At 71.4% G+C, this 23,711-nt stretch carries 21 protein-coding genes; 11 read left to right on the top strand and 10 right to left on the bottom strand.

Going from position 1 to position 23,711, the window contains the following annotated elements; all coding sequences use genetic code 11:
• Nucleotides 1-84 precede the first annotated feature (84 nt).
• Together LUTJ29_RS0109675 and LUTJ29_RS17015 are read left to right on the top strand one after the other, a co-directional pair.
• On the top strand, nucleotides 85-879 hold the full coding sequence (locus LUTJ29_RS0109675; RefSeq protein ID WP_027072338.1) for a ferredoxin--NADP reductase: 795 nt from the start codon (nucleotides 85-87) through the stop codon (nucleotides 877-879).
• A 70-nt stretch (nucleotides 880-949) separates the two neighbouring features.
• Complete coding sequence (locus tag LUTJ29_RS17015; protein ID WP_051322896.1) at nucleotides 950-1,369, top strand: universal stress protein; 420 nt, start codon at nucleotides 950-952, stop codon at nucleotides 1,367-1,369.
• 24 nt (nucleotides 1,370-1,393) lie between these two features.
• Here the strand turns inward: LUTJ29_RS17015 and LUTJ29_RS0109665 are convergent, their stop codons facing one another.
• On the bottom strand, nucleotides 1,394-1,876 hold the full coding sequence (locus LUTJ29_RS0109665) for a glutathione peroxidase (protein WP_027072337.1): 483 nt from the start codon (nucleotides 1,874-1,876) through the stop codon (nucleotides 1,394-1,396).
• Complete coding sequence (locus LUTJ29_RS17010; RefSeq protein WP_043741012.1) at nucleotides 1,873-3,936, bottom strand: amidohydrolase family protein; 2,064 nt, start codon at nucleotides 3,934-3,936, stop codon at nucleotides 1,873-1,875. Before LUTJ29_RS17010 ends, LUTJ29_RS0109665 begins: the two co-directional genes overlap by 4 nt.
• Before the next feature lie 165 nt (nucleotides 3,937-4,101).
• On the opposite strand from LUTJ29_RS17010, the gene LUTJ29_RS0109655 reads away from it, so the two are divergent.
• The 3 genes from LUTJ29_RS0109655 (at nucleotide 4,102) to treF (ending at nucleotide 8,859) form a co-directional block, all read left to right on the top strand.
• A complete protein-coding gene (locus tag LUTJ29_RS0109655; protein WP_027072336.1) occupies nucleotides 4,102-6,291 on the top strand; it encodes a M3 family metallopeptidase in 2,190 nt (729 codons plus the stop codon).
• Nucleotides 6,292-6,445: 154 nt separating this feature from the next.
• Complete coding sequence (locus LUTJ29_RS0109650) at nucleotides 6,446-7,285, top strand: NAD-dependent protein deacetylase (protein WP_051322895.1); 840 nt, start codon at nucleotides 6,446-6,448, stop codon at nucleotides 7,283-7,285.
• Nucleotides 7,282-8,859 (top strand): alpha,alpha-trehalase TreF, encoded by a 1,578-nt coding sequence (gene treF, locus LUTJ29_RS17005; protein ID WP_051322894.1) that lies wholly within the window; start codon nucleotides 7,282-7,284, stop codon nucleotides 8,857-8,859. Before LUTJ29_RS0109650 ends, treF begins: the two co-directional genes overlap by 4 nt.
• Here the strand turns inward: treF and cfa are convergent, their stop codons facing one another.
• From cfa to LUTJ29_RS0109625, 4 genes are all read right to left on the bottom strand, one after another.
• Nucleotides 8,860-9,978 (bottom strand): cyclopropane fatty acyl phospholipid synthase, encoded by a 1,119-nt coding sequence (cfa, locus tag LUTJ29_RS0109640; protein ID WP_027072334.1) that lies wholly within the window; start codon nucleotides 9,976-9,978, stop codon nucleotides 8,860-8,862.
• A 50-nt stretch (nucleotides 9,979-10,028) separates the two neighbouring features.
• Nucleotides 10,029-10,871 carry a DUF3298 and DUF4163 domain-containing protein gene (locus tag LUTJ29_RS0109635; RefSeq protein WP_027072333.1) on the bottom strand — a complete coding sequence of 281 codons (843 nt, stop codon included), beginning with the start codon at nucleotides 10,869-10,871 and terminating at the stop codon, nucleotides 10,029-10,031.
• Between the two features lie 443 nt (nucleotides 10,872-11,314).
• Nucleotides 11,315-11,524, bottom strand: a complete 210-nt coding sequence (locus LUTJ29_RS0109630) for a cold-shock protein (protein ID WP_027072332.1) — start codon at nucleotides 11,522-11,524, stop codon at nucleotides 11,315-11,317.
• Between the two features lie 322 nt (nucleotides 11,525-11,846).
• Nucleotides 11,847-12,134 carry a GNAT family N-acetyltransferase gene (locus LUTJ29_RS0109625; RefSeq protein ID WP_027072331.1) on the bottom strand — a complete coding sequence of 96 codons (288 nt, stop codon included), beginning with the start codon at nucleotides 12,132-12,134 and terminating at the stop codon, nucleotides 11,847-11,849.
• Nucleotides 12,135-12,323: 189 nt separating this feature from the next.
• Between LUTJ29_RS0109625 and LUTJ29_RS0109620 the strand changes: the two genes are divergently transcribed.
• Nucleotides 12,324-12,512: a hypothetical protein gene (locus LUTJ29_RS0109620; protein ID WP_027072330.1), complete on the top strand. Its 189-nt coding sequence runs from the start codon at nucleotides 12,324-12,326 to the stop codon at nucleotides 12,510-12,512.
• Nucleotides 12,513-12,573: 61 nt separating this feature from the next.
• Here the strand turns inward: LUTJ29_RS0109620 and LUTJ29_RS0109615 are convergent, their stop codons facing one another.
• Nucleotides 12,574-13,176 (bottom strand): rhomboid family intramembrane serine protease, encoded by a 603-nt coding sequence (locus tag LUTJ29_RS0109615; protein WP_027072329.1) that lies wholly within the window; start codon nucleotides 13,174-13,176, stop codon nucleotides 12,574-12,576.
• A gap of 23 nt (nucleotides 13,177-13,199) precedes the next feature.
• A complete protein-coding gene (locus tag LUTJ29_RS0109610; protein WP_144774589.1) occupies nucleotides 13,200-14,792 on the bottom strand; it encodes an MFS transporter in 1,593 nt (530 codons plus the stop codon).
• 176 nt (nucleotides 14,793-14,968) lie between these two features.
• On the opposite strand from LUTJ29_RS0109610, the gene LUTJ29_RS0109605 reads away from it, so the two are divergent.
• The gene (locus LUTJ29_RS0109605; protein WP_027072327.1) at nucleotides 14,969-16,756 is read left to right on the top strand and encodes a M14 family metallopeptidase; all 1,788 of its coding nucleotides are present in this window, start codon (nucleotides 14,969-14,971) and stop codon (nucleotides 16,754-16,756) included.
• Nucleotides 16,757-16,877: 121 nt separating this feature from the next.
• Complete coding sequence (locus LUTJ29_RS17000) at nucleotides 16,878-17,552, top strand: MliC family protein (RefSeq protein ID WP_084524819.1); 675 nt, start codon at nucleotides 16,878-16,880, stop codon at nucleotides 17,550-17,552.
• Between the two features lie 25 nt (nucleotides 17,553-17,577).
• Here the strand turns inward: LUTJ29_RS17000 and LUTJ29_RS0109595 are convergent, their stop codons facing one another.
• Nucleotides 17,578-17,997, bottom strand: a complete 420-nt coding sequence (locus LUTJ29_RS0109595) for a CBS domain-containing protein (protein ID WP_027072326.1) — start codon at nucleotides 17,995-17,997, stop codon at nucleotides 17,578-17,580.
• 81 nt (nucleotides 17,998-18,078) lie between these two features.
• The gene (locus LUTJ29_RS0109590) at nucleotides 18,079-19,683 is read right to left on the bottom strand and encodes a YdiU family protein (protein ID WP_084524818.1); all 1,605 of its coding nucleotides are present in this window, start codon (nucleotides 19,681-19,683) and stop codon (nucleotides 18,079-18,081) included.
• A gap of 169 nt (nucleotides 19,684-19,852) precedes the next feature.
• On the opposite strand from LUTJ29_RS0109590, the gene LUTJ29_RS18085 reads away from it, so the two are divergent.
• The 3 genes from LUTJ29_RS18085 to LUTJ29_RS16990 all read left to right on the top strand — a co-directional run bounded on the left by LUTJ29_RS18085 (nucleotide 19,853) and on the right by LUTJ29_RS16990 (nucleotide 23,710).
• On the top strand, nucleotides 19,853-20,947 hold the full coding sequence (locus LUTJ29_RS18085; RefSeq protein WP_051322892.1) for a diguanylate cyclase: 1,095 nt from the start codon (nucleotides 19,853-19,855) through the stop codon (nucleotides 20,945-20,947).
• Nucleotides 20,948-20,992: 45 nt separating this feature from the next.
• A complete protein-coding gene (locus LUTJ29_RS0109580; protein ID WP_027072324.1) occupies nucleotides 20,993-22,837 on the top strand; it encodes a DEAD/DEAH box helicase in 1,845 nt (614 codons plus the stop codon).
• A 114-nt stretch (nucleotides 22,838-22,951) separates the two neighbouring features.
• A complete protein-coding gene (locus LUTJ29_RS16990; protein ID WP_051322891.1) occupies nucleotides 22,952-23,710 on the top strand; it encodes a gamma-glutamyl-gamma-aminobutyrate hydrolase family protein in 759 nt (252 codons plus the stop codon).
• Nucleotide 23,711 lies beyond the last annotated feature (1 nt).

Raw genomic sequence — 23,711 nt, 5'->3', positions numbered from 1 at the left:
TTGCCCACGTGCGGCCGCCCCGGCCGGCCGCCCCCGGCGGATACAATATGCGGGCGAAACTCCCTCCACACCCTCCCCTCCCGCATGTCTTCCGCCTTCGGCACCGAGACGGTGCTGGACGTCCGCCACTGGACCGACAGCTACTTCAGCTTCACCACCACCCGCGACGACGGCTTCCGTTTCGACAACGGCCAGTTCGTGATGATCGGACTGGAAGTGGACGGGCGGCCGCTGATGCGGGCGTATTCGATCGCCAGCGCGAACTGGGAAGAGCAGCTGGAGTTCTTCAGCATCAAGGTGCCCGACGGGCCGCTGACCTCGCGCCTGCAGCACATCCAGCCGGGCGACAGCCTTCTCGTCGGCCGCAAGCCCACCGGCACCCTGCTGATCAGCGACCTGCACCCGGGGCGCAACCTCTACCTGCTGGGCACAGGCACGGGCCTGGCGCCGTGGCTGTCGGTGATCAAGGATCCCGACACCTACGAGCGCTTCGAGCGCGTGATCGTCGCCCATGGCGTGCGCGGCGCGGCCGACCTGGCCTACCGCGACTACATCGTCAACGAGCTGCCGCGGCACGAATACCTGGGCGAGCAGATCTCGCGCCAGCTGCTGTACTACCCCGCGGTGAGCCGCGAGCCGTTCCAGTGGCAGGGCCGTGACCAGCGTGGCCGCCTCACCCACCTGCTCGACAGCGGCCGCATGGCCGCCGACCTGGGCCTCGCGCCGCTCGACCCGGAGCACGACCGCGCCATGATCTGCGGCAGCCCGCAGATGCTGGCCGACTTCCGGGCCATCCTCGACCGGCGCGGCTTCAGCGCGGCGCCGCGGATCGGCACGCCTGGCCAGTACGTGTTCGAGCGCGCCTTCGTCGAGAAGTGACTCGCCGGGCCGCATCCCTGCCCGCGCCGCGCCGGCGTAGAATCATCCGCACTGAGGAGGATGTCCGACGATGAAGATCCTGGTCCCGGTCGACGGCAGCGACGCCAGCACCCGTGCGCTCCAGCATGCGCTGGCGCTGTGCAAGGCGTTCCGCAGTGGCAAGCTGGTGGTGATGGCGGTGGACGATTCGCTGTTCCCGGGCGCCGCGCGCAAGATGGGCGCCGAGGCGGCCGCGGCGCACCATGCCGAGTCGTTCGCGCGCCTGCTCGGCCCAGCCCGCAGGCTGTTGAAGCGGCGCAAGGTGGACGTCGAGTTCGTCGAGCGGGTGGGCGACGTGGCCCCGGCCATCCTCGACACGGTCGCGAAGAAGAAGGCCGACATCATCGTGATGGGCTCGCGCGGCGCGGGTGGCATCAAGGGCGTACTGCTGGGCTCGGTCTCGCAGAAGGTGCTGGCGGGCACGAAGGTGCCGGTCACCATCGTCACCTGACGGCAGGCAGGCCCGCCCCGGCCTTCAGCCCAGCGCGGCCTCGATCGGCCCGCGCAGGGCATCCGGCGCCACCGCCGGCGCATGCCGCGACAGCACCCGGCCGTCGCGGCCCACCAGGAACTTGGTGAAGTTCCACTTGATCGCGTCGATGCCGAGCAGCCCGCCCTTCTCGCGCTTGAGCCAGGCCCACAGCGGATGCGCATTCGCCCCGTTTACCTCGACCTTGGCGAACATCGGGAAATCGACCCCGTAGTCGAGCGTGCAGAACGCCTTGATCTGCGCCTCGTCGCCCGGTTCCTGGTGCCCGAACTGGTCGCAGGGGAAGCCGAGCACGACCAGGCCGCGCTCGCGGTAGTCGGTCCACAGCTGCTGCAGGCCCGCGTACTGCGGCGTGAAGCCGCACTTCGAGGCGACGTTGACCACCAGCAGCACCTTGCCGGCGAACTCCGACAGCGGCCGCGGACGCCCGTCGATGCCGGTGGCGGTGAAGTCGAAGGCGTTCGTCACTTCGTGGTCCCCGGGACTGCACGCAACGGCTGGGCGAACGGCCGCACGCCGAGTTCGGCATGGATCTCCGCCGGGTAGTACGCGACGTCGCCCTGGATCACCGTGGCGGCCTTGCGGATGTCGCCGATGTCGGCGGTGGGATCGCCGTCCACCAGCACCAGGTCGGCGACCTTGCCGGGCGTGATGCTGCCCAGCGTGTCGAGCACGCCCGAGTACTTGGCTCCGTTCCAGGTCGCCACCTGCAGCGCCTGGGCCGGACTCAGGCCTGCGCGCACGTACAGCGCCAGTTCGTGGTGCAGGGTGAAGCCGGGCACCTCGTCGGTGCCGGCGACGACTGGCACGCCGGCGCGCCAGGCGCGGCCCACGAATTCGACCATGCGGTCGAAGGACTCGCGGTAACGCGCGCCGGTGGCGTCGTCGGGGATGTCCATCTCGGCGGCGCGGCGGCTGCGCTGCACGTCCGGCGGCAGGTGATCCTCGACCCCTGCGAAGATCGGCGTGATCTGGCCCTCGCGCTGGTGCAGGAACTCGAAGGTCGCCAGGGTCGGGTCGATCACGATCTGTTTCTCGGCCAACAGGGCGATGAAGTCCTGCACCGGCTTCGAGTCGAGGTCCAGGTCCGCCGTCTCGCGCGCCGGCAGGTAGAAGCGCTCCAGTGTGCGGGTGTCGGTGTCGGGCCGCACCATGAAGTTGAGCATGATCTGGTTGATGTGGTTGAGCTCGTCGAAGCCGGCGTCGAGCGCGTCCTGCGCGCGCAGGAACACCGGCACGTGGCCGCTCACCCGCAGGCCACGGGCGTGGGCGTGGGCGACGGTGTCGGCGAGGATCTGCTTCGGGAACGAGTTGTAGACCTTGAGCTGGCGGTAGCCGTGGTCGGCGTACCAGTCGATCGCCTTCTTCGCGCCTTCGAGGTCGGCGACCACGAATCCGTTGCGCGCCGACTGCGCGCTCTCGCCCTCGAGGAATCCGGCGGGCACGATCCGCGGCATCACCAGGGTCCCGTCACGGGCCTCGGCGATGACCTGCTGCAGGGTGGCGTTGTCGTTGCCCATGTCCCGCAGCGAGGTGACGCCCGCGGCCAGCTGCAGGCCTCCGCTCCAGCGGCTGACGTGGGCGTGCATGTCGAACAGGCCCGGCAGCAGCACGCGCCCGCCCGCGTCGATCACGTGGTCGGCGGCGTCCGCGTCGGTGCCCGCCGGGACCACCGAGTCGATCCTGCCGTCGCGCAGGCGCACGTCGGACGCTTCGCCCAGGCGCGCGTGCTCGCTGTCGAACACGCGCGCATTGCGGATCAGGGTGCTGCCCGGCAGGCGGTGCGCCAGCCGGCCGTGCATGGCCACCAGCGCCTCGGACTCGGCCCGCTTCTGCACCTCCTCCAGCGCGTCGGCGTTGGACTCCCAGCCCTCCTCGATCATCTGCACGAAGCCGGGGTAGATGTAGGCGAACAGGCGCGGCCGGGCCTCGTCCGTCGCCCAGGCGAAGCTCGGGCTGAATCCGACGCCGGTGATCGCCAGCAGCTGCACGGTGCGGCGATCGCCGCCCTTGCGGACCTCGGCTTCGGCCACCTTGCGCGCGCTCAGCACGCCGCTGGGAATGAGCGGCAGGCGCCCGTCCGGACGCTTGGCCAGCGCGGCCAGCGATACCGACGTCGCGGCCGGGCTGCCGCCGAGCGGCGAGTACTGCGCGCCGGGCCCGACCGGCTGCTCGCCGCGGCCGGAGGTCGAGGTCCAGCGCGCGACGCCGTCGGCGAGTGTGAACGTCTCGTCCACGGGGGCCCCGAACGTCGACGTGCCGGTGACCCGGTAGCTGCGGAAGGTGCCGTCGGGGTTGAGGGTGAACTCCTCCTTCAGCTCCGGGCCGCGGCCGTTGTCCTTGAAGATGAACTCGGAGCGGGTCACGCCGTCGTCGCCTTCGACGACGACCTGGTGGCCGGCCTGCGTGCCGCCGTCCACCAGCGCCACGTAGCGCAGCGTCTGCGCGGCGGCGACCTCGCCGGCCAACGCGAACGCGAACGCGATCGCCAGCCCCGCCCCGGCCCGGGGAAACCTGCCTCTGGCCATGAGTGCCCCCATTGCCGCGCCTGCGGCTCGTCGGCCGGCGCGCCCGGCCAGGCCCGAGTCTAGCGCCGCGAAGGCGCGCGGACACCATGTGCCGTTCGTCATGGCCGGCCGTCACGCGCGATCGGCTAACCTTGGGGTTCTCCACGAGTTGCAGAGGAACGACCGATGAAGCATCCGCTCGCCGCGGCCCTGGCCGTCGCCCTGACCGCCGTCGTCTCCGCCCCCGTTTCCGCCCAGGACACCCAGCCAGCGCCCGTGAACGCCCAGACCGCCACCGACGCCCAGTCCGCCAATCCCCTGCTGGTCGAGAGCCCGCTGCCGCTGGGCTATCCGCAGTTCGACAAGCTGCGCGACGAGCACTTCGCACCCGCGTTCGAGGCCGGGATGGCCCAGGAACTGCAGGAGATCCGGGCGATCGCCAACCAGCGCTCGGTGCCGACGTTCGAGAACACCATCCTCGCGCTGGAGAAGTCCGGCAAGCTGCTGGCCAACGCCCGCCGCATCTTCGCCAACCTCAACGGCACCGACACCAACGACGCCCGCAAGAAGATCAACAACGAGTTCGCGCCGAAGTTCGCCGCGCACCGCGACGAGATCATGCTCGATCCGCACCTGTTCGCGCGGGTCAAGGCCGTCTACGAGCGCCGCCACGAGCTGGGCCTGGACGAGGAAGGCGTGCGCCTGGTCGAGGAGTACCACAAGCAGTTCGTGCGCGCCGGCGCCGAGTTGGGGGACGCGGACAAGGCGCGCCTGAAGGAGATCAACTCGCGCCTGGCGGCGCTGGGCACGCAGTTCTCGAACAACGTGCTCGACGAGGTCAACGATTCCGCGGTGCTGGTCGACGATGCCTCCGAGCTCGCCGGCCTGACCGACGCCCAGATCGCCACCGCTGCGGCCGCCGCGAAGGCGCGCGGGCACGAGGGCAAGTACCTGATCACCCTGCTCAACACCACCGGACAGCCGCCGATGGCGCAGCTGGAGAACCGCGCCCTGCGCGAACGCCTGCACAAGGCCTCGATCGCGCGCGGCAGCCGCGGCAACCAGTGGGACAACACCGGCATCGTCGCCGAGGTGCTGAAGCTGCGCAGCGAGCGTGCGCGCCTGCTCGGCTACGACACGCCGGCCGCCTTCACCCTGGCCGACGAGACCGCGGGTACGGTGGAGGCGGTCAACGACATGCTCGGCCGCCTGGTGCCGGCCGCGGTGGCCAACGCGCGCCGCGAGGGCGCCGCGCTGCAGGCGATGATCGACCGCGAGCAGGCCGCCAAGGGCGAGCCGTCGTTCCAGCTCGAGCCCTGGGACTGGGCCTACTACACCGAGAAGGTGCGCGCGGCCGAATACGAGTTCGACGACAACCAGCTCAAGCCGTACTTCGAGATGAAGAACGTGCTGGAGAACGGCGTGTTCTTCGCCGCCACCCGGCTGTACGGGATCACCTTCAAGGAGCGGACCGACCTGCCGAAGTACCACCCCGACACGTGGACGTACGACGTGTTCGACAAGGATGGAAAGCAGCTGGCGATCTTCATCTTCGACCCGTACGCACGTCCGTCCAAGCGCGGCGGCGCGTGGATGAACTCCTACGTCGGCCAGTCCGGACTGGAGGGCACGCTGCCGGTGGTCGCCAACCACCTCAACATCCCCAAGCCGCCGGAAGGCCAGCCGACCCTGCTCACCTGGGACGAGGTCACCACCGCGTTCCACGAGTTCGGGCACGCGCTGCACGGCATGTTCTCGAACGTGAAGTACCCGTACTTCTTCATGAACGTGCCGCGCGACTTCGTCGAATTCCCCTCGCAGGTCAACGAGATGTGGGCCGACTGGCCCGAGATCCTGGCCAACTACGCCAGGCACCACGAGACCGGCGAGCCGCTGCCGCAGGCGCTGCTCGACCGCAAGATGGCCTCGGCCACCTTCAACGAAGGCTTCGCCACCACCGAGTACCTCGGGGCGACGGTCATCGACCAGTACCTGCACCAGCTGCCGGCCGACCGGCTGCCGTCCGCGGCCCAGGTCATGGAGTACGAGGCGCAGGCGCTCGAGCAGGCCGGTCTGGACTACGCACCGGTCCCGCCGCGCTACCGCACGCCGTACTTCAGCCACATCATGGGCGGCTACGCGGCGGCCTACTACGCCTACATCTGGTCCGAGGTGCTCGATGCGAACACCGTGGAGTGGATCAAGGCCAACGGCGGCCTCAAGCGCGAGAACGGCGACCGCCTGCGCGAGACCCTGCTCTCGCGCGGCGGGGCCAAGGACGCCAGGCAGCTGTTCGTGGACTTCACCGGCCACGAGCCGCGGATCGAACCGCTGCTCAAGAAGCGCGGGCTGGACGCGGCGCCGTCCGCGGACTGAGCACCCGCGCCGGGATGCAACGCGACGCCGCCGGGCAACCCCGGCGGCGTTTGCGTGTCCGGCGCCGACAGCCCGCGCCTTGGCCATGGTCTCGCCACCAGGCGCGGCGCGATCGCCCCTGGAGCGGCCCGCGGCCGCCGGTTAGCATCGCCCCATGCCCGCGCCCGCCGCACCTTCCGTCGCCACCGCGGCCGCTTCGCTGCGCGACTGGCTCGGCCGCCACCAGCGCGTGTTCGTGCTCACCGGTGCCGGCTGCAGCACGGCGTCGGGCATCCCCGACTACCGCGACGCCAACGGCGACTGGAAGCGCACCCCGCCCATCACCCTGCAAGCGCTGGTCGGCAGCGACGCAGCCTACCGACGCTACTGGGCACGCAGCAGCGTGGGCTGGCCGCGGTTCCTGGCCGCGCGGCCGAACCGCGCCCACCATGCGCTGGCGGAGCTCGAGCGCCGCGGCCGGGTGAACCTGCTGCTGACCCAGAACGTCGACGGCCTGCACCAGCGCGCCGGCAGCCGCCGCGTACTCGACCTGCACGGGCGCCTGGACGCGGTGGTGTGCCTGGGCTGCGGGGAGCGCACGTCGCGCGAGGCGGTCCAGGGACGGATCGAGGCCGCCAACCCCGGCTGGCATGCCGGCATGGCACGCGCCGCGCCCGATGGCGACGCGGATATCGCCGACGAGGCGGTCGCCGGCTTCCGTGCTCCGCGCTGCGCCCGCTGCGACGGCCTGCTCAAGCCCGACGTGGTGTTCTTCGGCGAGGCCGTGCCGCGCACGCGCGTGGAGCAGGCGCGACGGGCCCTGCACGGCTCCGATGCGATGCTCGTGGCCGGCTCGTCGCTGATGGTCTGGTCGGGCCTGCGCTTCGTGCGCGCCGCGGTGGACCTGGGCCTGCCGGTCGCGATCCTCAACCGCGGTCGCACCCGCGCCGACGACCTGGCCGGGCTGCGCGTCGACGCGGACATCACCACCGCACTGGAGGAGGCTTTGGCATGAACCGCTTCCATCGCCTGCTTGCGACGCTGCTGCTGGGCCTGGCCTGCGCGCCGGCCGCGGCCCGGCACTGCGTGGCCGGGTTTCCCGAGGTCTATGGCCCGCTGTTCGCGGACGCCCAGCGTGCCCTGCCCGATCCCAAGGCGATGGTGGACGCCATCCCGAGGGCCGCGCCCGCGGCGATCGCGGCGGAGTACGCCGCGCGCCGCGACGCGCCGGGGTTCGACCTGGAGGCGTTCATCGCGGAGCGTTTCGAGCTTCCGCGCCCGGCCGGCGGCGACTACCGGACGGATCCGGCGCACGATGTCGTCGCGCACATCGACCGCCTGTGGCGCGAGCTCGAGCGCCAGCCCGCGCCGGGCGACGCGCGCAGCTCGCTGCTGCCCCTGCCGGCGCCGTACGTGGTGCCGGGCGGGCGCTACGACGAGATCTACTACTGGGATTCCTACTTCACGATGCTCGGCCTGCTCGAGAGCGGCCGCATCGACCTGGTGCGCTCGATGGTCGCCAACTTCGCGGCCATGATCGAGCGCTACGGCCACGTCCCCAACGGCAACCGCACCTACTACCTGAGCCGCTCGCAGCCGCCGTTCTTCGCCGCGATGGTGGTCCTGCTGGCCGACCACGACGGGCCGGGCGTCCTGGCCACCTACCTGCCCGCGCTCGAGCGCGAGTACGCGTTCTGGATGGACGGCGCCGAGTCGCTGGCGCCGGGCGCCGCGCACCGCCGCGTCGTGCGCCTGGCCGACGGCACCCTCCTCAACCGCTACTGGGACGACTGCGACACCCCGCGCGACGAGAGCCACATCATGGACGTGGCCACCGCCGCGGCCTCCCCGCGTCCCGCGCCCGAGGTCTACCGCAACCTGCGGGCCGGGGCCGAGAGCGGCTGGGACTTCAGCTCGCGCTGGCTGGCCGACGGCAGCAGCCTGCACACGATCCGCACCGTGGAGCTGCTGCCGCCCGACCTCAACAGCCTCCTGCACGCGCTCGAATCGACCCTGGCGCGCGCGCACGCGGCGGCGGGCGATGCCGACGCGTCCGCCGCGTACCAGGCGCGCGCGGCCAGGCGCGCCGATGCGATCCGGCGCCTGCTCTGGGACGACGACGAAGGCGTGTTCACCGACCACCTGTTTGAGGGCATGGCCTCGACCGGCCAGGTGACGCTGGCCACGGTGTATCCGCTGTACTTCGGCATCGCCGACGAAGCGCAGGCCAGGTCGGTGGCGCGCGTCCTGCGCGAGCGCCTGCTGCAGCGCCACGGCCTGGCCACGACCACGGTGCGCAGCGGCGAGCAGTGGGACCTGCCCAATGGCTGGGCGCCGCTGCAATGGCTTGCGATCCGCGGCCTGGAGCGCTACGGCGAGCACGAGTTCGCGCGCGAGGTCGCCACGCGCTGGATCCGGCGCAACCTCGAGCTGTTCGCGCGCCAGCGCAAGCTGGTCGAGAAATACGACGTGACCGGCGAAGCCGAGGCCGGCGGCGGCGAATACCCGCTGCAGGACGGCTTCGGCTGGACCAACGGAGTGCTCCGCGCCCTGCTCGCGCGCTACCCCGTCGCCGGCGCGCCGCGCTGATCAGCGTGGCGCGATGTAGCCCCCCGGCACCCCGTCGGGAGACAGGACGATCTGCCAGAGCTGGATGTGGCGGGTGCGGAAGGAGGCCATCGAACCCGCCAGGTAGTAGCGCCACATCCGCCGGAACCGCTCGTCGTAACGGTCGGGCAAGCGCGGCCAGGCCTGTTCGATGTTGTCGCGCCAGGCCTGCAGGGTGCGGTCGTAGTCGGCGCCGAAGTTGTGCCAGTCCTCGATCACGAAGCGGCCTTCCAGCGCCCTGGTGACCTGCGCGGCCGAGGGCAGCATCGAGTTGGGGAAGATGTACTTCTCGATCCACGGATCGGTGTGGGTGCGGCTGGTATTGGCGCCGATGGTGTGCAGCAGGAACAGCCCGTCCGGGGCGAGACAGCGGCGGACCACGTCGAAATAGGACGCGTAGTTGCGCACGCCCACGTGCTCGAACATGCCGATCGAGATGATGCGGTCGTAGCGCCCGGAGAGTTCGCGATAGTCCTGGACCAGGATCTGGACCGGCAGGCCACGGCACAGTTCGCGTGCGTACGCGGCCTGCTCGCGCGAGATGGTCACGCCCACGCCGGACACGCCATGGCGTTCGGCGGCGTAGCGCAGCAGTTCCCCCCAGCCGCAACCGATGTCGAGCAGGCGCATGCCCTCGCGCAGGCCGAGCTTGCGGCAGCACAGGTCGAGCTTGGCCTCCTGCGCCGCGTCCAGGTCGTCGGCGTCGCGCCAGTAGCCGCAGCTGTACACCAGGCGCCGGCCGAGCATGGCCGCGTACAGGTCGTTGCCCAGGTCGTAGTGGCGCTCGCCGACCGCCAGGCTGCGGCGTCCGGCCTGCAGGTTGACCAGCCGTGCCAGCAGGGCCAGGCGCACGTCGGCCAGGCGCACCACGCGCCGGTCGAGGCCCGCCTCGAGCAGTCGCTGCAGGAAGCCGTCGAGCGAACCGGCCTCCCAGCCGCCGTCCATGTAGGTTTCGCCCAGCGCGAGCGAGCCACCCGCCAGCAGGCGCGCCGGCACGCCCGGGTCGAGGATGCGCATGTCCCACGGCCGGTCGCCGTCGAGGCGCACGTCGGCGCTGGCGAGCAGGGATTGAAGTCGTGTCCGGAACCGGTCCTGGCGCATGCTCCGTCCCCGTGCCGGCCAGGGTTGCGCCGGCACCTGCGCTGGCCAGTCTACTGTGCCGCGTCGGGCTCCGCGAACAGCGCGCGGTACTCGGCCGCCACGTGCGGCAGCAGCACCCGCGCCGGCACCTCGGCCGCCTGCACGCCGTCCGAATACGGGCCCACCTGGTACGGCGGGAACACGAAGCGCAGCGCCACGATGCGGCCGTCGGGGCCAAGCACCGGCTCGAACTCGGAGAAGCTGTCCGCCTCGGCCGCGGTGCCCTCTTCGATCATCCGCCCCGCCGCCCGCACCACCCGGGCGCGCTCGGCCGGTTCCAGCTCGTCGGCGTCGACCCGCTGCGACAGCGCGGCGTGCAGCTGCTCGCGCGCATGGCGGGCGATCTCTTCCCATCCCGCCGGGTCCGGCACCAGGGCGTCGGCGGTGAGCAGGCGGTCGTGGCGCGGCAGCCACACGAAGCGCGCGATCAGCGGCGCGCCATGGGCGCCGCCGGTGAAGCTGCTGCCGTCCGCGGCGACGGCGAAGATCTCCGGCGTGTCGGCGACGACCGTGTACTCGAGGGCGAGGTCGTAAAGCATGCCGTCGGCATCGTCGCCGAGCGCCGCCACCGCGTCCATCAGGTCCTGGCGCGCGGCATCGGAATAGGCCTTGAGTTCGGCCGCCAGCCCCGGATAGCGGTTGACCTCGGGCGGATAGCTGATGCCGATGATGTAGCGCGGGTTGGTTTCGACCAGGTCCTCGAGCACCACCGGCTCGCGCGGCGCCGGGGCATCGGGCGCCTGCACCGCCGGGGGCGGTGCGGAACCGGTCGGCGACGGCGACGGCGCCTGGTCCCGGCATCCGGCCAGGGCCAACAGCAGCAGCACAGCAACCGCACGTTCAAGCCGATCCATGTTCCCGCGTTTCCCCGTGTCGAGCTGGTTGGAAGGCGCGCAAGCATACGCGCATCTAACGTTTTTGTAACAACGCCCGGGTGCACGTCAGGTCAAGACGCCCGGCGGGGTCCCGCGCCGTCGGTTTCCCGCGGGCGTGGACCTGGATCCGGGCTCCAGGACGTCCACCTCCCCACGTGTGTGACAGTCCCTCCCCGACGCGATGGGACGTGGCGACGGCGCCCCATGCACCGGCCGGCCGCGCGCTGCCCGGCGGACGTCGCGACGCAGGCGCATCCGGGTCGATGCGGGCTGGGCGGCGCGACCCGGGGGACCCCGGATGAACCCCGCCCCTGGCATTGGCCCCGTCGATCCCCGGGCGCTGCGCGCGGCGCAGGCAAGAAAAAAGCCCCGGGTTCGCACCCGGGGCTTTGCTTCGAACTTGGCGTGAAGCGGTCGGTCGCTCAGAGCGCCTGCACTTCATCGGCCTGCAGGCCCTTCTGGCCCTGCACGACCTTGAAGGAGACCTTCTGGCCTTCCTGCAGGGTCTTGAAGCCGGTGCCCTGGATCGAGCGGAAGTGGACGAAGAGGTCCTGGCCGCTTTCCGGGGTGATGAAGCCGAAGCCCTTGGCGTCGTTGAACCACTTGACGGTGCCGGTCTGACGTTCGGACATGTTGCTACTCCTTGATACGAAACAGTTGGGTGGATACCAGGTTCCCTGCGGGAAGCCTGGACTGTGTCCAGCAAGGGGTAACGCGAACGATGGAGCGGATCGCTTGGAGCAGCCGCCAAGGGGGACGGCCTTGCCACTTGATCTACCGCATCGGAGTCACGATGTACCGTGATCCCGGCCTTGAACAGTGCGTGCACCATAGCGCACTTTCCGTCCCAAGTGTGAACGGCCCGCCTACGGATTCCTGGCCGGCGTCCATACGTCGGTGTATCGAAGGTTCTCCGCGACCCTTCGGGACCTGGACGGGTTGCCCGTCGCCGGGTCAGCCCGGGCCCTCGACCACCAGCGACGCGTACTCCGGATGGCGCCCGATCCAGGCGGCGGCATAGGGACAGCGCGGCTCCACCCGCAACCCGTGGGCACGCGCGTGGTCGAGTGCGGCCTGCACCAGGCGGCCGCCGAGGCCGCCCCCGCGCAGCGCCTCGGGCACGTCGGTGTGCAGGATCACCATGCGTCCGCCGGACATCCGGTACTCCAGCACCGCCCGCCCTTCGGGCAGCGCGGCTTCGAAGTGGTGGCCTTCCAGGTGGTCGATCCGGATCGGTTCCATGGCTGCTCCAGGGCATGTCGCCTGCTGGCCATTGTGGGCCAACCCGACCGGAGTGGCCGTCAACGGCAGGCCGTTTCCGGTCCCGGGGTGACGCACCACGTCCGAAATTCCTTGATGGGAATCACGTTTCGATCTGGCATGGATCCTGCTTCGTAGCTCCTGACCGAGACAGCATCCCGGAGGGGGACCATGATCGATCCAGAGGCCCAGCACCAGGCCATCGCCCGCCTGTTCGAACTCGTGCGCGCCGGCGACGTCGACAGCCTCGAGTTCAGCCAGCTCGACTCGCTGGTCTACGGCGGCCTGGAACAGACCTACCAGGTCAACGACGACGATGCGCACGGCCACGGCCGCATCGTCCGCACCACCGCCCACTGAGCGACGAACCCGGGCGCGCCATCGCGCGCGCCCGTGCCGACGCGCGCGCCGCGACGCGGCGTCAGAACGAAGGACTGAGCAGCCTGGCCAGGAAGGTGCTGGCCACGCGCGGCTCCATCATCACCGTGAACAGCACGCCGTAGGCAGCGCCCCACAGGTGCGCGCTGTGGTTGACGTTGTCCGTGCCGCGCCGGTCCATCCAGATCGAGTAGCCCACGTACAGCGCCGCGTACACGATCGCCGGCACCGGCAGGAACAGCACGAAGATCAGGCTCCACGGCGCGAACAGGATGAAGCTGAAGAGCACCGCCGAGACCGCCCCGGAGGCCCCGAGGCTGCGGTAGCCGGCGTCGCGCTGGTGGCGGAAATAGGTCGGCATGATCGCCACCACGATCGCCGACAGGTAGAACAGCGCGAACCCGAGCTGGCCGATGCGACCGACGAACACCGGCTCGATCGCGCGCCCGAAGAAGAACAGCGTGATCATGTTGAACAGCAGGTGCTGCAGGTCGGCGTGGATGAAGCCGTGGGTGAGCAGCCGGTCGTACTGGCCATGGCGGCTGATCGCCGGCGGCCACAGGATCAGCCGCTCCAGCAGCTTGCGGTCGCCGAACGCGCGCCACGACACGAACACGGTGGCCGCGACCAGCAGGTAGGTGACGATGGGCTGTCGCATGGGCGGCTCCGTCAGGCGGCGACGCGGTAGTTGTCCTGCATCGGGTAGCGCCGCGCGTACAACGCGAACGCGGCCGCGGCGACGAAGGCGAACGCGGCGAAGAAGAACATCAGGAACGCCGGCTCGCTCATCCCCGACTGCGCGATCAGCGCCCGGAAGCCATCGTTGCGCACCCCGGCGTTGGTCAACAGCACCCACAGGCTGCCGAAGGTGCTGGTGAGGTACCAGAACGCCATGATCACGCCCTTCATCGCGTGCGGCGCCTGGCTGTAGGCGAACTCGAGCGCGGTGGCCGAGACCAGCACCTCGCCGAAGGTGAGCAGCAGGTACGGCAGCGCCTGCCAGGTGAGCGACACCTCCGCACCGCCGTCGATCCACAGTTGCAGCACGCCGGCCACGATCCAGGCCACGCCCGAGAAGGCGATGCCCCACCCCATCCGCCGCAGCGCCGTCACCTGGAAGCCCATCGCGCGCAGCGCGGGGTACAGCACCAGGTTGTTGAACGGGATCAGCAGCATCACCAGCAGCGGGTTGAGCGCCTGCATCTGCGCCGCGTCCTTCACCAGCCAGCTCGGCCACCACCACTGGTCGTGCGGGATCACCATCGCGTTGCCCTGGATGATCCAGGTCGAGGCCTTCTGGTCGAACAGCGACCAGAACGGGGTCACCAGCGCGAACACGATCAGGATCCGCAGCACCGCGCGCACGCCGTCCACGGCGGCGTCCGGGTGCAGGCCGCGGGCGCGCTCGAGTTGCAGCGAGGCCCCCACGCCGACCGCGGCGATCAGCACGCCCAGCGCCAGGCAGGCGGTGATCACGAAGCCGAACGCCTCCGGCCACGGCACGGCGACGCCCAGCGCCTGCAGCGCCCACAACGCCAGCATCAGCGCCGCGACCGCGATGCCGGTCCACGCGATCGCGGTCCCGCCCTTGCCGTCGCCGCGACCGCGGGGGCCCAGCGCGGTGCGCACCACCGCCATGAACGAATCCGGGTCAGCACCCGAGGGCGGCACGTTCACGTACTGCCGGCGCCCGGCCCAGAAGATGACCGTGGCGATGAACATCAGCACGCCCGGCACGCCGAACGCCACCGCGGGCCCGAAGTGGCGCAGCAGCAGCGGCGCGAACAGCGAGGCGAAGAACGAGCCGAAGTTGATGATCCAGTAGAACGCGTCGAAGACGACCTTGGCCTTGTCCTTGTTCGTCTGGTCGAACTGGTCGCCGCAGAAGCTCACCACCAGGGGCTTGATGCCGCCCGAGCCCAGCGCGATCAGGAACAGGCCGGTGAAGAACCCGGTGCGGTTGCCCTCGAACATCGCCAGGCACGCATGCCCCGCGCAGTAGATCAGCGAGAACCACAGGACGGTGTTGTACTTGCCGAAGAACCGGTCCGACAGCCAGCCGCCCAGGAGCGGGAAGAAGTACACGCCGATGACGAAGCTGTGGAAGACCTCCTTGGCCATCGCCTCGCGTTCGCTGCCCTCGGGCAGGTACTGCAGCAGCACCGAGCTGATCAGGAACGGCACCAGGATGTTGCGCATCCCGTAGAAGCTGAACCGCTCGCAGGCCTCGTTGCCGATGATGTACTTGATCTGGCCGGGCATGCGGCCGGCTGCATCTTGGGCTTGGGCGCCTTGGGTCATGGGCGTCGGATCCGGATGTCGAAGGCGGGCAGGCTATCCGATCTGGCGCCGTAGCGCCCGTGGGGCAGGCCCTTGACACTTGGGCCGCGAGCCGTCCCGCTGGCATCATCGCCGCTTCGCCAGCCGCCGGATCCCGCATGAAGCCGTTCCTCGCCGCCGCCGTCCTGTTCCTGTCCGCGCCGCTCGCCGCATCCACGCCCGGGCCGCTGCACACCCTGGCCGAACGCAGCGGCTTCGAGCGCACCGGGCGCTACGACGAGACCGTGGCCCTGTGCGCCGCGTTCCAGCGACGCCATCCCGACGCGGTGCGCTGCCTGGACTTCGGCACCACGCCCGAGGGCCGGCCGATGAAGGTGCTGGTGGTCTCGCGCAGCGGCGCGCTGACCCCGGAAGCGGCGCGCGAGCGCGGCATCCCGGTGGTGCTGATGCAGGGCGGCATCCACGCCGGCGAGGTCGACGGCAAGGACGCGGGCTTCCTCGCCCTGCGCGAGGTGCTCCACGGCCGGGCCGCGCCTGGCGCGCTCGAGCACCTGGTCTGGCTGTTCGTGCCGGTGTTCAACATCGATGGCCACGAGCGCTTCGGGCCCTGGAACCGGCCCAACCAGCGCGGGCCCGAACAGATGGGCTGGCGCACCACGGCGCAGAACTTCAACCTCAACCGCGACTACGCCAAGGCCGATTCGCCCGAGATGCGCGCCATGCTGCGCCTGGTCGGGGAATGGGACCCGATCGCCACGATCGACCTGCACGCCACCGACGGCGCCCAGTTCGAGCACGACATCTCGATCCAGGTCGAACCGCTGTACGGCGGCGACGAGGGACTGCGCGCGGCGGGCCGCTCGCTGCGCGACCGCACCGTCGCCGACCTCGAGGCGCAGGGTTCGCTGCCCCTGCCCTACTACCCCTCGTTCGAGGACTACGAGGACCCGGCCTCGGGCTTCGAGGACGGCGTGTCGCCACCGCGCTTTTCCACCGGCTATTTCCTGCTGCGCAACCGCCTGGCGATGCTGGTGGAAACGCACTCGTGGAAGGAATACCCGGTGCGGGTGCGCATCACCCGCAACACCATCGTGTCGATCCTCGGCCAGGTCGCGCGCAACGGCCGCGAATGGATGGCGCTGGCGCGGGCGGCCGACGCGCGCGACCTCTCCGGCCAGCCCGTGGCCCTGGACTACACGGCGACGGACGAGAGCCGCATCGTCGAGTTCCGCGGCTACGCCTATACCCGTACGCCGTCCGAGGTGTCGGGCGCGCTGATGACCCGCTACGACGAGACCACGCCGCAGGTCTGGAAGGTGCCGCTGCGCGACGTGGTGGTGCCGAAGACCGTGGTGGAGGCGCCGCGCGCCGGCTACCTGGTTCCGCCTGCGCATGCGGCGATGGTCGCCGAGCGCCTGGATGCGCATGGAATCGACTTCCGGCGGCTGGGCTGCGAGGCGCCATCCGACTGCGGCATGCGACCGGCGCGCGAGGTCGAGGTCCAGGTGTTCCGCGCCACCGCCAAGCGCTTCGCCGCGACCCCCGTCGAGAGCCACCAGCGCCTGTCGGTGGAGGGGGCCTGGCTGCCCGAGATCCGTCCGCTGCGGCCCGGCGCCCTGTTCGTCCCGATCGCCCAGCCCAAGGCGCGGCTGGTGATGGCCCTGCTCGAGCCGCAGGCGCCCGATTCGCTGCTGCAGTGGGGCCTGTTCAACAACGCCTTCGAGCGCAAGGAGTACATGGAGGCCTACGTGGCCGAGGACGTGGCCCGGCAGATGCTGGAGGTCGATCCGGAACTCCGGGAGGCGTTCGGGCGGCGGCTGCGCGAAGACCCGGACTTCGCCGGCGATCCCTCGGCCCGCCTGGAGTTCTTCTACCGACGCCACCCGTCCTGGGACGAGCAGCTCGACCTGTATCCGGTGATGCGGGTCGACCGCGCGCCGGACTGAGCGCGCGGGCCATTCCCGCCGGGCACAGGGCGGCCCCTGGTCCGGTGCGGCCTCCCGGGGCGCCTTGCGCCCGTCCCGGCGAAGCGGGACAGTGGGCGTCCCCGTGCCACGGAGGTCCGCCATGCGCATTCCCCTCGCCTGCCTCGCCGTGCTCCTGCTTGGCGCCTGCCGCCAGGCACCCGCGCCCGCCGGACCGGAGCGCCCGGCGGATGCGCCATCGCCAGCGCCGGACACCGTGGCGGCCAACTTCCGCTGCGGCGATCTCCTGGTCGGCACCGTGTTCGACAACGCCGCGGGCAACGTCACCCTCTGGATCAACGGCGACCGCACGGTGCTGCCGCAGGCGGTCTCGGCATCCGGCGCGCGCTACGCCGACGAGGCCGGCAACGAGTTCTGGAACAAGGGCGACGAGGCCACGCTCACGCTCGATGGCGCGAACCACGCGTGCGTCACCACCGAGGAAGTGTCCCCCTGGGACGAGGCGCGCGCACGCGGCGTGGCCTTCCGCGGCACCGGTACCGAGCCGTTCTGGGCGCTGGAAGTGGACGGCGGCGACGTACCGGCGATGCGCCTCGAGCTGGACATGGGCGAACGCCAGCTGCTGGTCGCCGGCGCCTCGCCGCTCGCCGACGGCGAAGGCTGGTCGGGCACCGCCGACGACGGCAGCGCCGTCACCCTGCGCGTCACCCACGGCGACTGCAGCGACGGCATGAGCGACTTCACCTATCCCGCGGCGATCGAGCTCCAGGTCGGCGCGCAGCTCTACCACGGCTGCGGCGCGTTCCTCGACCGCTGACGTCCGCCGGCGGCGGACCGGGGGCTCAGGCGCCCGGCCTGCCGCCGCCGCGGATGATCTCGATCAGCGCATTCAGCGCGTCGGTCGCGGTGAAGATGCCCACCAGGCCGCCGTCGGCATCGTTGACGATCACGCTGCCGACCTTGCGCTCGGACATCAGGAAGGCGACTTCCTCCAGGGGCCGGTGCGCGCCGACGCTGACCGGCTCGCCGGCCATGATGTCGGCGGCGGTGAGCAGCTGCCTGCGGTCGTCGTCCAGCCCCATCGCCAGGCGCACGTCGCGGTCGCTGACCACGCCGACCACGGCACCGTCGCGCACCACCGGCAGGTGGCGGATGCCGTGCGCGTCCATCAGCCTGCGCAGCTCGTCGATCGACATGTCCGGGCCGGCGGTAACCGGATCGGGCGTGGTGAACTCCTCGACGGGAACCCGGATGGGGGACATGGCGGCGCTCCTCTGGCGGCGGCTGGTGACGACCCCCATTGTCCCCCGGCGCGGGCGCCGAGGCGAGCACCGCGGCCGGGCTCAGGAACTGCAGGACAGCATTGAGCACCCCGGGCGGTCGCGCGCCCAGTCGGGCCGCCGCACGGCGTAGGCCTCGCGCCCGGGCTGGTCCCCGTACGGCCGCCGCAGCACGTCGAGCAGCCCGGTGATGCCGGAAGGATCGCCGGCAGCGGCGCGGTCGATCGCCTGCTGCGCCAGCCAGTTGCGCAGCACGTAGCGGGGATTGGCGGCCAGCATCCGCCGCCGGCGCGCGGCCGGGTCCTCCTGCCGGGCCCGCGCGGCGTAATCCCGGAGCCATGCGCCGAAAGCCTCCGCGTGCGCGTCGCGCAGCGCCGGGTCGTAGAAGGCGCCGTCGAAGGCGTCCAGCGCGGGCGCGCCCAGGTCGAGGTCGACGAGGGCGCGGAAGAACAGGGTCATGTCCACCTGCGCCGCCTGCAGCAGCCCGCACAGCGCGCGCATGAGTTCCGCGTCCGCGTCGCTGCACGCAGCCAGCCCGAGCTTCGCCGCGGTGGCTGCGCGGTCGGCCTCCACGAAGGCCTCGGCATAGCGGTCGAGGCCGGCCTGCAGCGGCGCGGCGTCGCCGAACAGCGGCGACAGCGCCTGCGCCAGCCGGGCCAGGTTCCAGTGCGCCACCCGCGGCTGCCAGCCGAAACGGTAGCGACGGCCCTGCGCGTCGGTGGTGTTGGGCGTCCAGTCCTGGTCGAAGGGCTCGATCCAGCCGTAGGGACCGTAGTCGATGGTCAGGCCGAGGATCGACATGTTGTCGGTGTTGAGCACCCCGTGCACGAAGCCCACCCGCATCCAGTGCGCGACCATGCGCGCGGTGCGCTCGCACACCTCGGCGAACCAGGCGGCGTAGAGCGCCTCGTCGAACGCACCCGCCTCGCGCAATGCGTCCAGCGGCTCGCCGGCGCGCTTGCCGAGCAGGTGCGGGAAATCGCGCCGGATGCAGAAATCGGCCAGGCGCCGCAGCAGTTCGAAGTCGCCGCGCGAGTACGGCAGTTCGAAGTGGCCGAAGCGCAGGAACGAAGGCGCCACCCGGCACACGATCGCGCCGGGCTCGGCCTCCGGGTGGCCGTCGTAGAACATGTCGCGCACCACGGCCTCCCCGGTGGCCACCAGCGACAGCGCGCGCGTGGTCGGCACCCCCAGGTGGTGCATGGCCTCGCTGCACAGGAACTCGCGTACCGAGGAGCGCAGCACCGCACGACCATCGGCGGTGCGCGAATACGGCGTCGGGCCCGCGCCCTTGAGCTGGAGCTCTCGGCGCCCGCCGGTGGCCGTGACGCATTCGCCCAGCGTGATCGCCCGCCCGTCGCCCAGCTGGCCTGCCCAGTGGCCGAACTGGTGCCCGCCGTAGTTGGTCGCGAACGGGTCCATCCCCGGCATCAGCGCGTTGCCGGCGAAGACCGAGGCGAAGGCGGCGCCCGCGACCTGCCCGGGCGCGAAGCCGAGCTCGTCCGCCACTTCGCGCGAATGGGCCAGGAGCACGGGGGCGGGTACCGGCGTGGGCGCGACCCGCGACCACGCGGCTCCCGCCACCTGGCGGATCCGCGGGCCGGCCTCCGGGTCGCCGGGCAGGTCGCGGGGCAGGGCGTTGTCGAAGCGCAGCCGGGGCAGGTCCATGCCGCCAGCGTACCCTGCCGGGCGTTGCGCCCGCGTCGGACAGCCACCCAACCATAGCACCGCGTCCGCGCTTGCTTCCAGCCGCCGTCGGTGGCTCTCATCGCCGCATGGCCGACGGGGGGGAGGAGGCACCATCGCCGGGGACTGGAAGCACGCGCTGGACGGACAGTTGGCCGGACTGTCGGCCACCGAGCGACGCAGCTTCTTCGCGTATGCCTACCGCAACACCGCCGCCAGCCGCACGGCGCTCACCTTCGGCCTGCCGCTGCTGTTCCTCATCGGCTGGACGCGCGACTACGCGGTGTCGCCCGCGCTGGCCATGGACAGCCTGCCCCGGCGCCTGCTGCTGTTCTCGCTCCTGGTGGCCATGGCGGTGGTGATGCGCGCGCGCTTTCGCGCCTTCTGGCGTGAAGCCGCACTGGTGGCCTATGCCTGCGTGTTCAGCGCCGGGATCGCGATGACCACCCTGGCCGAGCCCGAGCGCATGAGCCTGACCCACGTGGCCGCGGTCCTGACCACCATCATCATCCTGCCTTTCGCCCTGCATCGCCTGACGGCGGCGGCGGTGGTGGTCGTGTTCTCGCTGCCCTTGTTCGCGATGCTGGCCGTGCTGCGCGCGGACGCCACGCTGTTCGCCGCCTACGCCGGGTTCCTGCTGGTGGGCGTGGGGATCGGGCTGGGCCACCGGCGGGTCTGGCTGGACACGGCCCTGGACGTGTTCCGCCTGCGCAAGCGCCTGCTGGGGAGGATCCACGTCGACTCCCTGACCGGCCTGTTCAACCGCGAAGGCTGGGAGGCGCGCGCAGCCCGCGCGTTCGACCAGGCCCGTGGCGCGCGCCGGCCGGTGGCCGTCGCGTACCTCGACCTCGACCACTTCAAGCGCACCAACGACACCTTCGGCCACGCCGTGGGCGACCAGCTGCTGCGGGCGACCGCGGCCACCCTGCAGTCGCACTGCAGCGCTGGCGAACTGGTGGCCCGGGTCGGCGGCGAGGAGTTCGTCGTCCTGCTGCCGGGCGCCGACGGGGACGCCGCGTTCGCGTTCGCCGAGCGTGTCCGCCACGCGGTAGCCGCCCTGCCCGGGCCGTTCTCGAGCAGCGTGAGTTGCGGAGTGGCGCGCCATCGCCCGGGCGAGACCCTGGAGCAGCTGGTCGCGCGCGCCGATGCGGTGATGCTGCAAGCCAAGCGCCGCGGGCGCAACATGGTGCTGCGGGCGGAGTCGGCGGCCCCGGCGTTCAGCGAGGACGCGACCCCCGGGGCGTAGAATGGACGGCCTTTCCAGCGTGGCGCCATCGGCGCGATCCTGCCCATGAGTGCCCCGTCGCCTTCCGTGTCCTTCTCCGACTTCTCCCTGCCGGGGCCGCTGCAGCGCGCGCTCGCGGACGTGGGCTACGAGTCCCCCTCCCCGATCCAGGCCGCCACCATTCCGCCGCTGATGGCGGGCCGCGACGTGCTGGGCCAGGCCCAGACCGGCACCGGCAAGACCGCGGCATTCGCGCTGCCGGCCCTGGCGCGGCTGGACCCGGAGGCGCGCGGTCCGCAGGTGCTGGTGCTGGCGCCGACCCGCGAACTCGCCATCCAGGTGGCCGAGGCGTTCCAGAAGTACGCTGCCCACCTCCCCGGCTTCCACGTGCTGCCGATCTACGGCGGCCAGGGCTACGGCCCGCAGCTGGCCGCGCTCAAGCGCGGGGTGCAGGTGGTGGTGGGCACGCCCGGGCGGGTCATCGACCACCTCGAACGCGGTTCGCTCGACCTCTCGCGGCTGCGCACCCTGGTGCTCGACGAGGCCGACGAGATGCTGCGCATGGGCTTCATCGACGACGTCGAGGCGGTGCTGAAGAAGACCCCCGACACGCGCCAGGTCGCGCTGTTCTCGGCGACCATGCCGGCGCAGATCAAGCGCATCGCCCAGACCTACCTCAAGGATCCGGTGGAAGTCGCGATCCGGTCGCAGACCACCACCGCGGCCAACATCCGCCAGCGGGTGTGGATGGTCAGCGGTACCAACAAGCTCGACGCGCTCACCCGGATCCTCGAGGCCGAGCCCTTCGACGCGATGATCGTGTTCGCGCGCACCAAGCTGGGCACCGAGGAACTGGCCGAACGCCTGCGCGCGCGCGGCTTCGCCGCCGCCGCGATCAACGGCGACCTCGACCAGAAGCAGCGCGAGAAGACCATCCAGCAGCTCAAGGACGGCCGCGTCGACATCCTCGTCGCAACCGACGTGGCCGCGCGCGGGCTGGACGTGGAACGCATCAGCCACGTGCTGAACTACGACATCCCCTACGACACCGAGAGCTACGTGCACCGGATCGGCCGCACCGGCCGCGCCGGGCGCAGCGGCGAGGCGATCCTGTTCGCCGCCCCGCGCGAGCGCGGCATGCTGCGCGCGATCGAACGCGCGACCCGGCAGCCGATCGAGCCGATGCAGCTGCCGAGCGTGGAGACGGTGAACGAGCGCCGCGTCGCCCGGTTCATGGACAGGATCACCGAGGCACTGGGCAGCCCCGACCTCGCCCTGTACCGCGACCTGGTCGAACGCTACGAGCGCGAGCAGAACGTGCCCGCGGCCGAGATCGCGGCCGCGCTGGCGCGGGTGGTCCAGGGCGACAAGCCGCTGCTGCTCGACGCGCCGCCGCCGCGCCGCGACCGCGACGAAGGCCTCGGCCCGCGCGAGCGCATGGAGCGGCGCGCGCGCGAGGACCACGACGGGGACGCGCGTCCCGCCCCACCGCGCACGAAGCCGGCGCGCAACGACGCCGAAGCGCTGTTCGCGGAGGACGCGCAGGCCCCGTCGCCGCGCCCGGTGCGCAAGCCGCGCGCGGACGCCGCGGCCGGGTTCGCGATGGAGACGTTCCGGATCGAGGTCGGCCACGTGCACGGCGTGCAGCCGGCCAATATCGTCGGCGCGATCGCCAACGAGGCCGACCTGGAAAGCCGCTACATCGGCCGCATCGACATCCGCGAGGACCACAGCTTCGTGGACCTGCCCGAGGGGATGCCGCGCGAGGTGCTCGAACACCTGAAGAAGGTCTGGGTCTCCGGCCAGCAGCTGCGCATCCGCCGCGTCGACGCCGCGCCCGTGCGCGGCCGCGCCGGCCGGCCCGGCAAGCCGCCCGGGAGCCGCCAGCCGAAGCCGCGGCGACCCGGCTGACGGCGCCCCGGTCCTTCACGGACGCGGCCCTGTCCCGGTCGATCGCCCGTGACGGGGCGGTGTCAGCGGCAACCATCGCGCACGGCCGGTACCGATCCTTTCTAGAATCGGCGCATGTCCCGCATCCTCGTCTTCCAGCACGTGGCCGCCGAGCCGCTGGGCACGCTCGACCCGCTGATCCGGCGGCGTGGCCACCGGATCCGCTTCGTCAACTTCGAGCGCACGCCCGACGCCGAGCCGGACGTCGACCGCTATCGCGGCCTCGTGGTGCTGGGCGGTCCGATGAACGTCGAGGACCAGAAGGCCCGCCCGCACCTGCGCACCGAGCTGCGCGCGATCGAGCGCATGCTCGGCCAGGGCAAGCCGGTGCTCGGCATCTGCCTGGGCGCCCAGCTGCTGGCGCACGCGCTCGGCGCGCCGGTCCGGCGACACCGCGTGCCGGAGATCGGCTGGTACCGCGTTCGCGCCACCGAGGCCGGGCGCACCGACCCGGTGCTGGCGCCGCTGGGCGACGACGTGCCGGTGTTCCAGTGGCACGGCCAGCACTTCGAGATCCCGCGCAGCGCCGTGCACCTGGCCCGGACCGAGACCTGCGAGCAGCAGGCCTTCCGCTGGGGCGAGAAGGCCTATGGCTTCCAGTTCCACCTGGAGATGGACGAACCGCTGATCGAACGCTGGCTCGCCACGCCCGGTTACCGCGCCGAACTCGAACGCATGGAGGGCCTGCACGACGAGGCGGCGATCCGCGCCCACACCCGCGAGCACATCGCCGGGATGCAGGCCCGGGCCGACGCGGTCTTCAACAACTTCCTCGATCTCGTCGGCCGGCCGAACCGCCGCATCGCCCTGCCCTCGCGCGAGTTCGGCGAATAGC

Source organism: Luteimonas sp. J29, assembly GCF_000472505.1.
Lineage (GTDB): Bacteria > Pseudomonadota > Gammaproteobacteria > Xanthomonadales > Xanthomonadaceae > Luteimonas.
This window is presented reverse-complemented; position numbering and strand designations above follow the sequence as displayed.